This is a genomic window from Parasphingorhabdus sp., assembly GCF_036963805.1.
GTDB lineage: Bacteria > Pseudomonadota > Alphaproteobacteria > Sphingomonadales > Sphingomonadaceae > Parasphingorhabdus.
Genome location: NZ_JBALUN010000001.1, coordinates 1,352,953 through 1,365,737 on the forward strand (window position 1 = coordinate 1,352,953; position 12,785 = coordinate 1,365,737).

The window sequence follows — 12,785 nt, forward strand, 5'->3', positions numbered from 1 at the left end:
ACGAGTATCATGACGGAAAATATTACAATTAAAAGGGCGTTGCTTTCAGTGTCTGACAAAAGCGGTCTGGCTGAGTTGGGTAAAGAACTTTCCGCCATGGGCGTTGCTTTGATCTCGACCGGTGGCACAGCCAAGGCGTTGCGCGATGCTGGTTTGGATGTTGCCGATATTTCCGACGTGACCGATTTTCCGGAAATGATGGATGGCCGCGTGAAAACGCTGCACCCCAAAGTGCACGGCGGCTTACTGGCGCGGCGCGATGATGCGGGGCATGTCGCGTCTATGAAGGAGCATGACATTGCCGGTATCGATCTGGTCATCGTCAATCTCTACCCGTTTGCGCAGACGGTCGCCAAAGGTGCAGAACGCGACGAGATTATCGAAAATATTGATATCGGCGGCCCCAGCATGGTGCGTAGTGCGGCCAAAAACCATGATTTCGTGACTATTGTCACTGATCCTTCCGATTACGATACACTGCTCGTGGAATTGAAAGAAAGTAACGGTGCCACCAGCATAGATTTTCGTAAGAAAATGGCAGCGAAGGCATTTGCTGCTACGGCCGCTTACGACGGTATGATTGCGCAGTGGTTTGGTTTTTCCGATCAGGGCCAGATGTTCCCACCGACGCTGCCTCTCACCATGAGCCAGCCGACGGAGCTACGTTATGGCGAAAACCCGCATCAAAGCGCGGCTCTCTATTTGCCAGATGGTCCGTCGACCAAAGGCATTGCACAGGCCCAGCAGCTTCAGGGTAAGGCGCTGAGCTATAATAATTATAATGACGCCGACGCGGCGTTGGAATTGGTGAGCGAGTTTCGCGATGGGCCGCCCACCGTGGTTATCGTCAAACATGCCAATCCTTGCGGCGTAGCCAGCGGTGACAGCATATTGGAAGCCTATAAAGAAGCGCTTGCTTGCGACAGCGTATCTGCCTTTGGCGGGATCATCGCGGTGAACCGGCCTCTTGACGGAGCGGCGGCCGAAGCGATGACGGGCATTTTCACTGAAGTTGTATGCGCACCCGATGCCGATGCCGATGCGCGGGCGATTTTTGCGAAGAAGAAAAACCTGCGTCTCTTGTTGACCGGCCATCTGCCCGATCCGGCACGGACCGGCATGGGCGTGAAATCAATTGCTGGTGGTTATTTGCTCCAATCGCGCGACAATGGCCAAATTGTGCAGAGCGATCTGAAATGCGTCACAAAGCGCGAACCGACTGAGCAGGAAATGGCCGATTGTCTATTTGCCTGGACCGTCGCGAAGCATGTGAAATCTAACGCGATTGTTTATGCCAAAGGCGGCTCCACCGCTGGTGTTGGTGCAGGGCAAATGAATCGGTTGGAATCGGCACGCATTGCCGCTTGGAAAGCCAAGGATGCGGCTGAGAAAGCCGGCTGGAGTGAAGCACGGACAATTGGTTCAGCGGTCGCTTCCGATGCGTTCTTCCCGTTTGCCGACGGCTTGATGGCAGCTGTGGAAGCGGGGGCAACGGCGGTTATTCAGCCCGGCGGCTCGATTCGTGATGACGAGGTTATTGCGGCTGCGGACGAAGCTGGCCTGGCGATGCTATTTACCGGCATGCGTCATTTCCGGCATTAAGATTTTATCGCTCAGTTAAACGGCTCTGTTACCCGCAGTTAAGGGAGCCAAGGCACGCACGCGCTGCAGATGACCTTGGCTCTCGCCGCGATCTAAAATCGTCACAGATCTTCAAACATATCACGAATAGCATGATTATGTTGCAATGCAGCAACACCTGATAAAGCGCACGATTGCGCAGTTTCTGGGCCGGTTTGCTCTGTTGTAAAATATCGTTCAAATCACTGTCACATAACCGACATGATTCTCAACCTAGCGCGTCACAGACGCCCCCTAATTGGCCAGCGCTCATCCGATGTTGCGGGCGTGGAAATTCCTGACAGCTCAAAAGCTAAACAGGTTCTGACGCAGGACATTATTTCTCGCTCTGGCGCGGGACAAACAATTCTTGATACTATTAACATCATTCCAGGTGTTAGTTTCCAGAATAACGATCCTTATGGGTCTGCCGGTGGTACAATTTCTATCCGTGGGTTCGGCGGAGACCGGGTAAGCCTGACGTTTGACGGCGTTCCTTTGAATGATTCCGGTGGCTATGCGATTTATTCCAACCAGCAGCTTTCGCCTGAGTTGATTGATCAGGTCAATGTGAACCTTGGCACGACGGATGTGGATAGCCCGACAGCATCGTCAACCGGCGGCACCATCAACTATCTTACCCGCAAGCCTTTTGATGATTTTGGTGTGCGTTTTTCTGGTTCAGTTGGCGAATATGGTTTCATGCGGATTTTTGCTTCGGTTGACACCGGTGAAATAACCTCATTTGGAACAAAGGCATTTCTCGCTTTTGAAAAGTCGGACAATGACAATATTTACGGCATCGGCAAGATTGATAAACAGCAATATAACGCGCGTCTCTACCAACCCATTGGCGACAATGGCGACTTCGTATCTTTAGCCGGTCATTATAACATCAACCGTAATAATTTTTTCGGTTCCGTTGCCCTGCGCGATGACCGTGCCGTCCCTAGTGGATTTCCGCAGACCAAGGATGATCGCTTTTATTCGCTCGGCTGTTCGGTTGCTGTAGCAACCCCTGGTGTTGCAGACACATCCAACCGTTGCGGCAGTGCATTTGATTATCGCTTCAATCCATCTGACACGGGCAATATCCGCGGTGCTTCCAAGTTCACCTTGATGGACGGTTTGGTGCTTTCGGTTGATCCAAGCTATCAGGTTGTCAAAGCCAATGGCGGCGGAACAACGCGCGGATATGAATATGCCCGGAATGGCTTTTTGGGATATATTGGAGGCCGTCCATATACTGGCATTGATCTTAATGGCGACGGTGATCTGCTTGACGAAGTTGAAATTCACCAGCCGAGCCAGACTAAAACCCGCAGAATTGGCGTAATTTCATCGCTGCGCTATGATTTGGATGAAAGCAACTCGGTTCGTCTGGCCTATACCTATGACCGTGCGCGCCACCGTCAAACTGGCCAAATTGGATTGTTAAATCCAAATGGTTTTGCGCAAGACGTTTATCCGATTGATGATCCATTGTTCGACATCACCGGAACCGAGATCAATAAGCGCAACCGTCTTTCTTATGCTACTTTGCATCAGATTTCGGGTGAATATCGCGGTCAGTTCTTCAATGATGCACTAACAGTCAATCTCGGCGTTCGTGCACCATTTTTCAAACGTGAGCTAAATCAGTTCTGTTTCACCACCAGCGCTTCGGGCTTTGTCGATTGTTTGGGACGCGATGATGAGCAGAATGCGGCTTATGCGGCTGCCAATCCGGGTTTTGCCTTGCCGCAGGCTCGCACTTATAACTACAATAAGATATTACCGAATGTCGGATTTGTTTATGATATTTCTCCGGCAATCAGCTTGGCAGCAAATTATGCGAAAGGTCTTTCCGTTCCTGCGACCGACCCGCTTTATGACTCGTTGTTTTTTGCGGACAATACAGCTGGTGTAGAGCCGGTTCCCGAAACAACAGACTCATTCGATCTGAGTTTGCGGTATAAATCCAGCCGGGTCCAAGCCCAGATCACTGGATGGTTTACCAAATATAATAATCGCCTCGCCAGCGCTTATGATCCGGTACTGGAAGAGTCTATATTCCGGAACCTGGGTCAAGTTGACAAATATGGTCTGGATGCCAGTGTATCTTACGCTGCAACGGACAATCTGTCGCTTTATGTCTTTGGTTCGCTGAACGAATCGGAAATTAAAGACGATGTCGTGGTTGATACGGTGGGTGGAGTGCCCGTCTTTGCAGAAACCGCAGGCAAAAGGGAATCGGGGGCGCCAGTAGCAAGCTTTGGTGGACGGGCTCAATATTCAATCGGACCGGTTGATTTTGGGGCACAGGCCAAATGGACAGGAAAGCGTTACATTAATGACACGAATTTGCCGGTCGTTAGTGGCGGAAATCAGGTTTTTGGCAGCACGGCTCCGTCCTACACATTGGTCAATCTTGATGCCCGTGTGAACCTGGAATGGATTGGCCTTAACGACAAAACTTACTTTCAGTTCAACGTTTATAACCTATTCGACGAACTTTATGTTGGCGGTTTCGGTGGTAGCTTGGAATCGAGCAGCGTACCATTCGTAAATATCGGTGCACCGCGCACATTTAGCGGTACCTTCTCTATGGCGTTCTAAACGCAAACAAAAAAAGCGGGTGAGGCTCTCTATGCTTCACCCGGACATTTGCAGCCGGTGGCGCCTTCAAGCGTTGCCGGCTGTATTTATCAGCGCGGTGCCGTGAGCCCGTTTGAAAAGCCCTGATTGTGCAAAAATATTGCGACCACAGAGATACAGCGCCAGCAGAACCAGCGGAGCTTAAGCCTCAAACAAAAGCTTTATCTATTCTGGAGTAGCAGCCTGTGCGTGTTGACCATCGCCTTCGGGTGCGGCGATAATGTCGCGGGTCACACTGCCTTTATCGACCGTAAATGTATCTGCATCTCCGACGGAAGAACGAATGCCGGCATCGGCATCACCGGCTTGGCCGACAATTGCGCTTTCGGTAATGCTGCGGGCTTGTACACCGCCAAACATGGCTTCCAAAGTCTGCTGCTGAACACCGCCGGTTTGGGGGCGAGGTTGACCGGGCTGTGGAGGAGTAAGCGCGAAATCGGGCGGGATCACCAATGGTGCCTGACGCGATACTGCAAATTCGTCAGGACGGTCGCGGTTAAGTAGGCCGCTTGATCCGCAAGCAGACAGTCCGACTAACGAAACCAGGCTGATAGCTATGATTGATTTACGCATATTCACTTCCCTCAATTGTCTTGATGAGCGTTTGACCGGCTCTTTGCCATGGGTCAACTGTCATCAAGCTGAACACCTCTTAATCTTGTTTCGGCTTCTCGCGCAATAACAGCGCGCGCGCAAGCAGGATTACGACTCCGATAGAAATGCACGCATCGGCCACGTTAAAAATAAGAAACGGGCGGAAATCACCGATATGCAGATCGGCAAAATCCGCGACATAGCCGAGGCGGGCCCGATCCAATATATTGCCCATCGCACCGCCAAGGACGAGCGACAATGCGATAATATCCCATTTCGCTTTTTCCCGCCACATCCAGACCAAAACCGCTACGCCGATTAATCCGGTCAGTGCGACCAGCGCCCAGCGCTGAAAATCACTCGACGCGGTAAGAAATCCCATGGAAACCCCGTAATTTTCTGCCCAAGTCAGGTTGAAAAAGGGTAGCAATTCGATCTGGCCCTTCGCTTTTAGGTCCAATGGATGCATCACCATATATTTGGTGAACTGATCAACAAAGAATATCAGGACGGCGACGCACAGGCCGGTAATCCGGTTTTTCTTAATAGTGTCGGTCATGCATTGATTCCAAAATAGCCTGCGTCATCCTGAACTTGTTTCAGGATCTTCGGCGCAACTTGAATGAGATCCTGAAACAAGTTCAGGATGACGAATTTTGGGTTGGTCATGCGTTCAAAACCTTGTCACAGCGATCACACAGCGCGCCGTCTTCTTCGACTTCAGGCAGCAGACGCCAGCAGCGCCCACATTTGTGATTGTCTGTTTTGGTAACGGTGATTTCGCTACCGTCTTTTATATCCGCCACAATGCATAATTCGGCAAATTCGCTGCTATCCATGGGGAGATCGCCCATAGGATAGGTGACTTCTGCTTCCAGACTGGAACGGATGGTTTTTTCACGGCGCAGTGGTTCAATGGCTTCGGTGACATTAATCCGTGCGGTGCGAATATTTTCCCACTTCCCGGCTAGTTCAGCATCTGTCCAAGCGCTGTCGACTTCTGGCCATAGTTTCAAATGGATGCTGTCATTTTCATCCGGGAACCGGCTCTGCCAGATTTCCTCGGCCGTAAAGACCAACACCGGCGCGATATAGCGGGTGAGGGCATGGAACAAAATGTCCATGACCGTCCGATATGCCATGCGCTTGGGATCATCCGGGGCATCGCAATAGAGGCAATCTTTACGGATATCGAAGAAAAACGCGCTCAGGTCTTCTTGAGCAAAAGCGTTCAGCGCCCGCATATAAGGGCCGAACGCAAAATCATTCACATGCTGTTTCAGCTCCGCATCCACCTCTGCCAGACGGTGCAGAATATAGCGCTCCAGTTCCGGCATATCAGCCACGGCAACGCGGTCGCTATCCTGAAAATCGGAAAGTCCGCCGAGCATATAACGGAATGTGTTGCGCAATTTGCGGTAGCTGTCCGAAACCCCTTTCAGGATTTCGTCACCAATCCGGTGATCTTCGGTGAAATCGACGCTGGCGGCCCACAGCCGCAGGATATCCGCGCCTTGCACATCGATGATCTTTTTCGGATCAAGCGTGTTGCCGAGCGATTTCGACATTTTCTTGCCGTTTTTGTCGAGCGTCATGCCGTGGGTGAGCACGGCTTTATAAGGTGCGTGGCCTCTGGTGCCGCAGGATTCGAGCAGGCTCGACTGGAACCAGCCGCGATGCTGGTCGCTACCTTCGAGATAGAGGTCGGCAGGTTTTTTGCCATCCGTCCGCACATGGTCCGGCCATTTGCCGCTTTCCAGCACGAATGCGTGGGTGCAGCCGCTGTCGAACCAGACATCGAGAATATCGGTGATCACTTCATAATCATCGAGTACATGGTCGCTGCCGAGAAAATCCTGATGATCGGCGTTGAACCACGCATCCGCGCCGCCGGTCTTGAAGGCGGCGATGATCCGCGCGTTGACCGCCGGATCGTTGAGATACTCACCGCTCTTGCGATCGACATAGAGCGCAATTGGCACGCCCCAAGCGCGTTGGCGGGACAGCACCCAGTCGGGGCGGCCTTCGACCATCGATTCCAGACGGCGTCTTCCGCGCTCCGGTACGAAGCGGACTTCGTCACGAATTTCATGCAAAGCCGTTTCGCGGAGCGTTTTACCGCCAGCTGCTGCCATGTCTGTATCCATCGGTACAAACCATTGCGGCGTGCAGCGATAGATGATTTTTGCTTTGGAGCGCCAGCTATGCGGATAGCTATGCTGAAAATCATCGTTGGCCGAAAGCAGAGCACCTGCTTCGCGCAGATCTTCGCAGATCGGGCCAGCGCTGCTGACAAATTTCTTGTTGATCACACCGCCCGCGCGCTCATCGCCGCGTGGCAGCCAAGCCCAATCGTCGCGATAGACACCGTCCGCATCGACGGCAAATACCGGATTAATACCGTTTTTCTTGCACAGGTCGAAATCATCTTCGCCGTGGTCGGGTGCCATGTGGACAAGGCCGGTACCCGCATCGGTGGTAACGAAGCTTGAGCCGTCAAGGAAGGGCCGGGGCTTGGTGTAGAATTCACTGTCCGGGAACTTGTCAGCCATCGGGTGTTTGGCGGTGGCTCCGGCGAGTTCGGAGCCTTTCAATGCATAAACTTTTTTGATTTGAGTAGCCAAGCTGACTTCTCGACCTAATTCCTTGGAAACGGCTAGATCTAAGCGATCAAAAAACTGACCACGAAGCTTAGAAGCAATTAGCAATGTTTTGTTTTTGAGCACTTTCCAAGTTGGAGAAGCCTTGTCCTCGGGCATATTCATTGATGGAACTATGTCACGAGCAAAATGACCACCTTGTAGCTCCACAACATCGTATTCAACATCAGCCCCATAAGCCAAAGCCTGATTAACCGGAATCGTCCAAGGCGTCGTCGTCCAGATCACCGCATGAGCGCCAACCAGCTCCGGCGCATTCGGCGCCTCCACAATCTCGAACGCCACATCAATCTGTGTCGAGACAATATCCTCATATTCCACTTCGGCCTCGGCCAGCGCGGTTTTCTCGACCGGCGACCACATCACCGGCTTGGCGCCGCGATAGAGTTGTCCGGCTTCGGCGAACTTTAGAAGTTCGGTGACAATCGCCGCTTCGGCGTCATAATCCATCGTCAGATAGGGCTTGTCCCACTGCGCCAGGACGCCGAGCCGCTTGAATTCCTCGCGCTGCACATTGACCCAATTGTCGGCATAAGTCCGGCATTCGGCGCGGAATTCACTGGCCGGAACCTCGTCCTTGTTCAGCTTTTTCTTGCGATATTGTTCCTCGATTTTCCATTCAATCGGCAGGCCATGGCAATCCCACCCGGGAACAAACGGCGCGTCCTTGCCGAGCAGATTTTGAGACCTTACGACGAGATCTTTCAACGTCTTGTTAAGACTATGCCCTATGTGAATGTTTCCATTGGCATAAGGTGGCCCATCGTGAAAAATGAACTTTTCCTGCCCTGCACGGGACTTTCGCAACTTTTCATAAAGCCGGATATTCTGCCAACGCTCCAAAATTCCCGGTTCCTTGTTCGCAAGGCCGGCTTTCATCGGGAAGTCGGTTTTCGGCAAGAAAACCGTATCTTTATAATCTGGTGTTTTATCGGTCATGATTGCGGGGGATTAGGCGAGGTAGAGCGGGGACGCAAGCATGGTTTTTACCGGTACATGGCGTGCTTATTTGTGGATCGCCCAAAGCTGATCTGCGTTCCCGTTCGGATCAACCCGATGACATTCAGTATCTAATGGATTTGGCGTTTTAACCGAGCAGCTCTCGCGCCTTGTCGCAATCTTTCTTAATCTGTTCCATCAACGCATCGAGATCGTCATATTTCTCTTCGCCGCGCAGGAAATGATGCAGTTCGACTTCGATGATCTGCCCGTAAAGATCTTCGGAAAAATCAAAGAAATTGGGCTCGAGCAATTCTTTAGGCGGGTCAAAAGTCGGGCGGATGCCGAGATTGGCCGCGCCATTGACGACCCGTCCGTCGGGCATACGACCTTTGACTGCGTAAATGCCATATTTGGGGCGCAGATATTGGCCGACATCAATATTGGCAGTAGGAAAACCCAGCTTACGGCCATTTTTGTCGCCATGAATGACTGGGCCTTCAATAGCGAATGGACGGGTCAGCAGTTCGGTTGCCGTTTCGCAGTCACCGGCGATTAACGCATCACGGATGCGGCTGGAGGATATAATTTCTCCGCCGTCGCTGACTGGCCCGACCGTTTTGGTAGATAGGCCCAGCGGCGCACCGAGTTTCTTCATCACAGCAACATTGCCGGTGCGATCTTTGCCAAAGGTGAAATCGTCTCCCGTGACGATACCCGCTGCGCCATAGCGTTCCACGAGCAGTTTTTGGACGAAGTCCTCCGCCGTGGTTCCGGCGAGTTCTGCCCCAAATTCAAATACCAGCATGGCATCTGCCCCCGCAGCGGTAAACAAACGTTCTCGCTGATCCAAATTGGTGAGGCGAAAGGGAGGGGCATCGGGCCGAAAATGGCGGACGGGGTGCGGATCAAAAGTTGCTATAATTGCGGGCCGGCCTTCGGACTTTGCCCAATCGATCGCTTCTTGGGCCACGGCCTGATGGCCCTTGTGAAAGCCATCAAAATTGCCGAGCGCAATAATTGCACCACGTAAACTTTCTGGAATGTTATTTTTACCGCTTAACCGCATAATATTTGGGCTATTGGCGAGTTTCGGTTTTTTGTTCAACATTTTGTTTGGGCAAATCTTTCAAAGCCATCATCACTGCCTTGATAACACGCAGCGCATTAAGGCTCATCACGGCACGAATCTCGTCTTCCGTTTCCATAATAATGTGCCGCTACGGAGATCGAAAATCATCAAGCTGTCGTGCAGTTTTTGTATCTTAGCCGTAATTTTGGGCAGCGGTTTACCGTCAATCAGGTTCGTCTGTTTTTCAAAATGCTGGGCGCTAGTGTGAAAAAGCCAATAGCTGCAAGAACCACCAAGGTGAGCATAGCCAAAGAAAGTTTCTTTATCCGGACTGCCGCTTTAAAGTGACAAAGGAAAAGCTTGGTTTGCCGTCTTTAGCTTCGTGGTCTTCCCGTTCGGCTTCTTGCCAGATTTCGGGATCAAATGCCTCCATAGCCGTGTCACCTTCGGCGTCAATATGCACTTCGGTTAGTGCAATTCTATCCGCTTTGGGCAGGAACAACCGGTAAATTTCAGCACCGCCAATGACCGCGATATGTGGGGCATTGGCTATTTTAAGGGCTTCCTCGAAACTGTTAGCAATTTCCGCGCCATCGCCTTCCCAACTTTGGTCGCGGGTCAGCACGATGTGCCGGCGGCCCGTCAAAAGGCTGGGCAGGCTGTCAAAAGTCTTGCGCCCCATGATCATGGGCTTTCCTTGTGTCAGTGATTTAAAATGGCGCAGGTCAGCGGGCAAATGCCAAGGTAACATGCCATCCTTGCCAATCACGCCATTATTGGCACGCGCAAGGATTAAAATTATTTCGGGATGGTTCATAAGTTGCGCCTAGCCCAGATCAAATCATGTGCAAATCATAAAAATAATTTCGTGACATGGCCCATTTTACGGCCCGGCCGGCTTTCGCCTTTTCCGTAGAGATGGAGGCGATTTGCGGAGTCCAAAAGCAGGGCCTGCCATTCATCAGCATTGCCGCCAATAATATTGGTCATTTCAATCTTTTTGGCAGCCAATCCTGTATCACCGAGCGGCAATCTGCATATTGCCCGGATATGGTTATCAAACTGGCTGGTGACAGCACCTTCGATTGTCCAGTGCCCGCTATTATGGACGCGCGGAGCCATTTCGTTAAATATGGGGCCATTGTTTGTGGCGAAAAATTCACAGGTCAGTACACCGACATAGTTCATTGCCTGTGCCATTTTGGCGGCGAGGGCGCGGGCGGCCTCTTCCTGTTTCAGAATATTGGCAGGGGCGGGGATTAACGATTTCGCCAATATGCCATCTTCGTGGATATTATGCGGTGTATCCCAATAACGGATCGCTCCGTCTTGGCCGCGCACCAGAATGACTGAAAATTCCTGCGTGAATGTAACAAAGCCTTCTGCCACACAAGGTTGATGTCCGACCGCATCCCAATGGTCTGCGAGATTGTCGTCTTGTTTGATCCGCGCTTGACCCTTGCCATCATAGCCCATGCGGATGGTTTTCAATATGGCAGGACAGCCGACCTCTTTAATGGCCGTGTTTAACGAGGCCATGTCGATGACCTCTGCGAAAGGGGCCGTCGTGCCGCCTTGAGCGCGGGCAAAGTTTTTTTCAGCGACCCTGTTTTGCGCGATGTCTAGCGCGCCAATGGGCGGGTGGAGCGCTGAGCGACCTGCGATGGCGGCCAACGGTGCAACGGGCACATTTTCAAATTCAAAGGTGATGACGTCGCAGGCATCGGCAAATCTTCCCAGCGCTTCGATATCGTCATACGGCGCGTAGGTGAATTCTACGGCCACCTCGGCAGCCACGCTGAATTTATCCGGCGCATAGATATGACAGCGATATCCAAGCTGCGCCGCCGCGACCGCCAGCATACGGCCTAATTGACCGCCACCTAATATGCCGATAGTTGAACCAGGAGGAAGCGGTTTCATCGGGGCCAATTACTCCGGCTGTTCAGCGACAGCCGCGCTTTGGGCGGTGCGCCATGCATCCAGTCGACCGGCAAGTGAATCATCTTCATTGGCCAAAATGGCTGCGGCCAGCAAAGCAGCATTTTTTGCGCCTGCATCGCCAATTGCCAAAGTACCCACTGGAATTCCCGCTGGCATCTGCGCGATCGACAACAGACTATCGACCCCGTTTAACGTGCGGGATTGGATGGGGACTCCCAAAACCGGAACCCGCGTCATGGCGGCAACCATGCCAGGCAAATGCGCCGCGCCACCCGCGCCGGCAATTATTACTTTTAAATTCCGAGAGGTTGCCGCCTTGGCATAATCATAGAGCCGATCCGGTGTCCGGTGGGCGGAAATGATTTTGACTTCATGGGCAACATCAAGTTGTTCAAGGATTTCTGCCGCAAGGCGCATCGTGGTCCAGTCGGATTGACTGCCCATGATTATTCCAATTTGTGGAGGCGTTTGTGCTCCAATTTTCGGAGTTACTTCGGTCATGTCTGCACCTGAATAGTGTCGCGGAAGCAAAGTCGTTTAGCTGTGAAATGTCGTCCAGGCAATGCAGCAATGGAGATCGATGCTTTTTTCTGAATGTAACGGGACGTTATCGGAGCTTGGCCAGTAAATATTGACCAAGGTTGTTGACTAAATAGGTAATAACAAACTAAAGAATAATAAATCGCAAATACTTAGTTAAAAATATTTCCCTATCTAGGATAACAGGTTGACGAGCGAAGTCATCAGCAGAAAAGAAATCAGAGGAGGATGTACCAGTTGTGCGGCACTCCAGTCAGAAAATTTGCAATTAAAGGAGGCGCTGGCTGAAATGGAGCAGCGGGCAAATCATGATATTCTTACGGGATTGTCTAATCGCCGGTTTTTTATCGAAAGCTTAGAAAAGCGGATCGTACGTTGTCAGCGCTATGGTGACAATACGGCCCTGCTCTTTCTTGACGTCGACAATTTAAAGTCTGTTAATGATCGTTATGGCCATGGTGCCGGGGATCGCTTGTTGATCCGTTTTGCCGAGATTTTGAAGGGTAATGTCCGCGCCAGTGACTTGGTAGCGCGGATTGGTGGTGATGAATTTGCGTTGTTACTGGATAATCTTGACGGTGATGAAGTCGAACAGAAAATCCTGTCTCTGATACGGCGCATCAAATTGGCTAATCTGGAATATAATGGCCAGAAACTGAAACTAGGCGCTGCGATTGGTTACAGTTTTATAGGGCCGAAAGATACGGTTCTTGCGCTAATGTCGCGAGTGGATGAAGCGATGTACCGATCAAAAACTACCGGTACTTAGACAGTTTCTC

11 protein-coding genes are annotated in these 12,785 nt (G+C 51.6%); 3 read left to right on the top strand and 8 right to left on the bottom strand.

What is annotated here, in order from left to right; genetic code table 11:
* Positions 1-9 precede the first annotated feature (9 nt).
* Positions 10-1,602, top strand: a complete 1,593-nt coding sequence (gene purH, locus V7676_RS06540) for a bifunctional phosphoribosylaminoimidazolecarboxamide formyltransferase/IMP cyclohydrolase (RefSeq protein ID WP_335658828.1) — start codon at positions 10-12, stop codon at positions 1,600-1,602.
* Positions 1,603-1,842: 240 nt separating this feature from the next.
* Positions 1,843-4,218 (top strand): TonB-dependent receptor, encoded by a 2,376-nt coding sequence (locus V7676_RS06545; protein ID WP_335658829.1) that lies wholly within the window; start codon positions 1,843-1,845, stop codon positions 4,216-4,218.
* Between the two features lie 204 nt (positions 4,219-4,422).
* Here V7676_RS06545 and V7676_RS06550 read toward each other — a convergent pair whose 3' ends face one another.
* The 8 genes from V7676_RS06550 to purE all read right to left on the bottom strand — a co-directional run bounded on the left by V7676_RS06550 (position 4,423) and on the right by purE (position 11,967).
* Entirely contained in the window at positions 4,423-4,830 is a 408-nt protein-coding gene (locus V7676_RS06550) for a DUF3035 domain-containing protein (protein WP_335658830.1), read from the bottom strand.
* Positions 4,831-4,909: 79 nt separating this feature from the next.
* Positions 4,910-5,410 carry a signal peptidase II gene (gene lspA / locus V7676_RS06555; protein ID WP_335658831.1) on the bottom strand — a complete coding sequence of 167 codons (501 nt, stop codon included), beginning with the start codon at positions 5,408-5,410 and terminating at the stop codon, positions 4,910-4,912.
* 106 nt (positions 5,411-5,516) lie between these two features.
* On the bottom strand, positions 5,517-8,450 hold the full coding sequence (gene ileS, locus V7676_RS06560; protein WP_335658832.1) for an isoleucine--tRNA ligase: 2,934 nt from the start codon (positions 8,448-8,450) through the stop codon (positions 5,517-5,519).
* Positions 8,451-8,598: 148 nt separating this feature from the next.
* Positions 8,599-9,519: a bifunctional riboflavin kinase/FAD synthetase gene (locus V7676_RS06565; protein WP_442955414.1), complete on the bottom strand. Its 921-nt coding sequence runs from the start codon at positions 9,517-9,519 to the stop codon at positions 8,599-8,601.
* Between the two features lie 10 nt (positions 9,520-9,529).
* Entirely contained in the window at positions 9,530-9,658 is a 129-nt protein-coding gene (locus V7676_RS06570) for a hypothetical protein (RefSeq protein ID WP_335658833.1), read from the bottom strand.
* A gap of 186 nt (positions 9,659-9,844) precedes the next feature.
* Complete coding sequence (locus V7676_RS06575; RefSeq protein WP_335658834.1) at positions 9,845-10,339, bottom strand: dihydrofolate reductase; 495 nt, start codon at positions 10,337-10,339, stop codon at positions 9,845-9,847.
* Positions 10,340-10,374: 35 nt separating this feature from the next.
* Positions 10,375-11,445, bottom strand: coding sequence for a 5-(carboxyamino)imidazole ribonucleotide synthase (locus V7676_RS06580; protein WP_335658835.1), 1,071 nt, complete (start codon positions 11,443-11,445; stop codon positions 10,375-10,377).
* Between the two features lie 9 nt (positions 11,446-11,454).
* Positions 11,455-11,967, bottom strand: coding sequence for a 5-(carboxyamino)imidazole ribonucleotide mutase (purE, locus tag V7676_RS06585; RefSeq protein ID WP_335658836.1), 513 nt, complete (start codon positions 11,965-11,967; stop codon positions 11,455-11,457).
* A 328-nt stretch (positions 11,968-12,295) separates the two neighbouring features.
* Here purE and V7676_RS06590 point away from each other — a divergent pair, with 328 nt between their 5' ends.
* Entirely contained in the window at positions 12,296-12,775 is a 480-nt protein-coding gene (locus tag V7676_RS06590) for a GGDEF domain-containing protein (RefSeq protein ID WP_335658837.1), read from the top strand.
* Positions 12,776-12,785: the final 10 nt, after the last annotated feature.

Excerpts from the sequence above, each read along its gene's own strand:
- V7676_RS06580 (WP_335658835.1), bottom strand. The coding sequence starts at position 11,445 with ATGAAACCGCTTCCTCCTGGTTCAACTATCGGCATATTAGGTGGCGGT.
- V7676_RS06570 (WP_335658833.1), bottom strand. The coding sequence starts at position 9,658 with ATGGAAACGGAAGACGAGATTCGTGCCGTGATGAGCCTTAATGCGCTG.
- purH (WP_335658828.1), top strand. The coding sequence starts at position 10 with ATGACGGAAAATATTACAATTAAAAGGGCGTTGCTTTCAGTGTCTGAC.
- V7676_RS06565 (WP_442955414.1), bottom strand. The coding sequence starts at position 9,519 with ATGCGGTTAAGCGGTAAAAATAACATTCCAGAAAGTTTACGTGGTGCA.
- ileS (WP_335658832.1), bottom strand. The coding sequence starts at position 8,450 with ATGACCGATAAAACACCAGATTATAAAGATACGGTTTTCTTGCCGAAA.
- purE (WP_335658836.1), bottom strand. The coding sequence starts at position 11,967 with ATGACCGAAGTAACTCCGAAAATTGGAGCACAAACGCCTCCACAAATT.
- V7676_RS06550 (WP_335658830.1), bottom strand. The coding sequence starts at position 4,830 with ATGCGTAAATCAATCATAGCTATCAGCCTGGTTTCGTTAGTCGGACTG.
- V7676_RS06545 (WP_335658829.1), top strand. The coding sequence starts at position 1,843 with ATGATTCTCAACCTAGCGCGTCACAGACGCCCCCTAATTGGCCAGCGC.
- lspA (WP_335658831.1), bottom strand. The coding sequence starts at position 5,410 with ATGACCGACACTATTAAGAAAAACCGGATTACCGGCCTGTGCGTCGCC.
- V7676_RS06590 (WP_335658837.1), top strand. The coding sequence starts at position 12,296 with ATGGAGCAGCGGGCAAATCATGATATTCTTACGGGATTGTCTAATCGC.
- V7676_RS06575 (WP_335658834.1), bottom strand. The coding sequence starts at position 10,339 with ATGAACCATCCCGAAATAATTTTAATCCTTGCGCGTGCCAATAATGGC.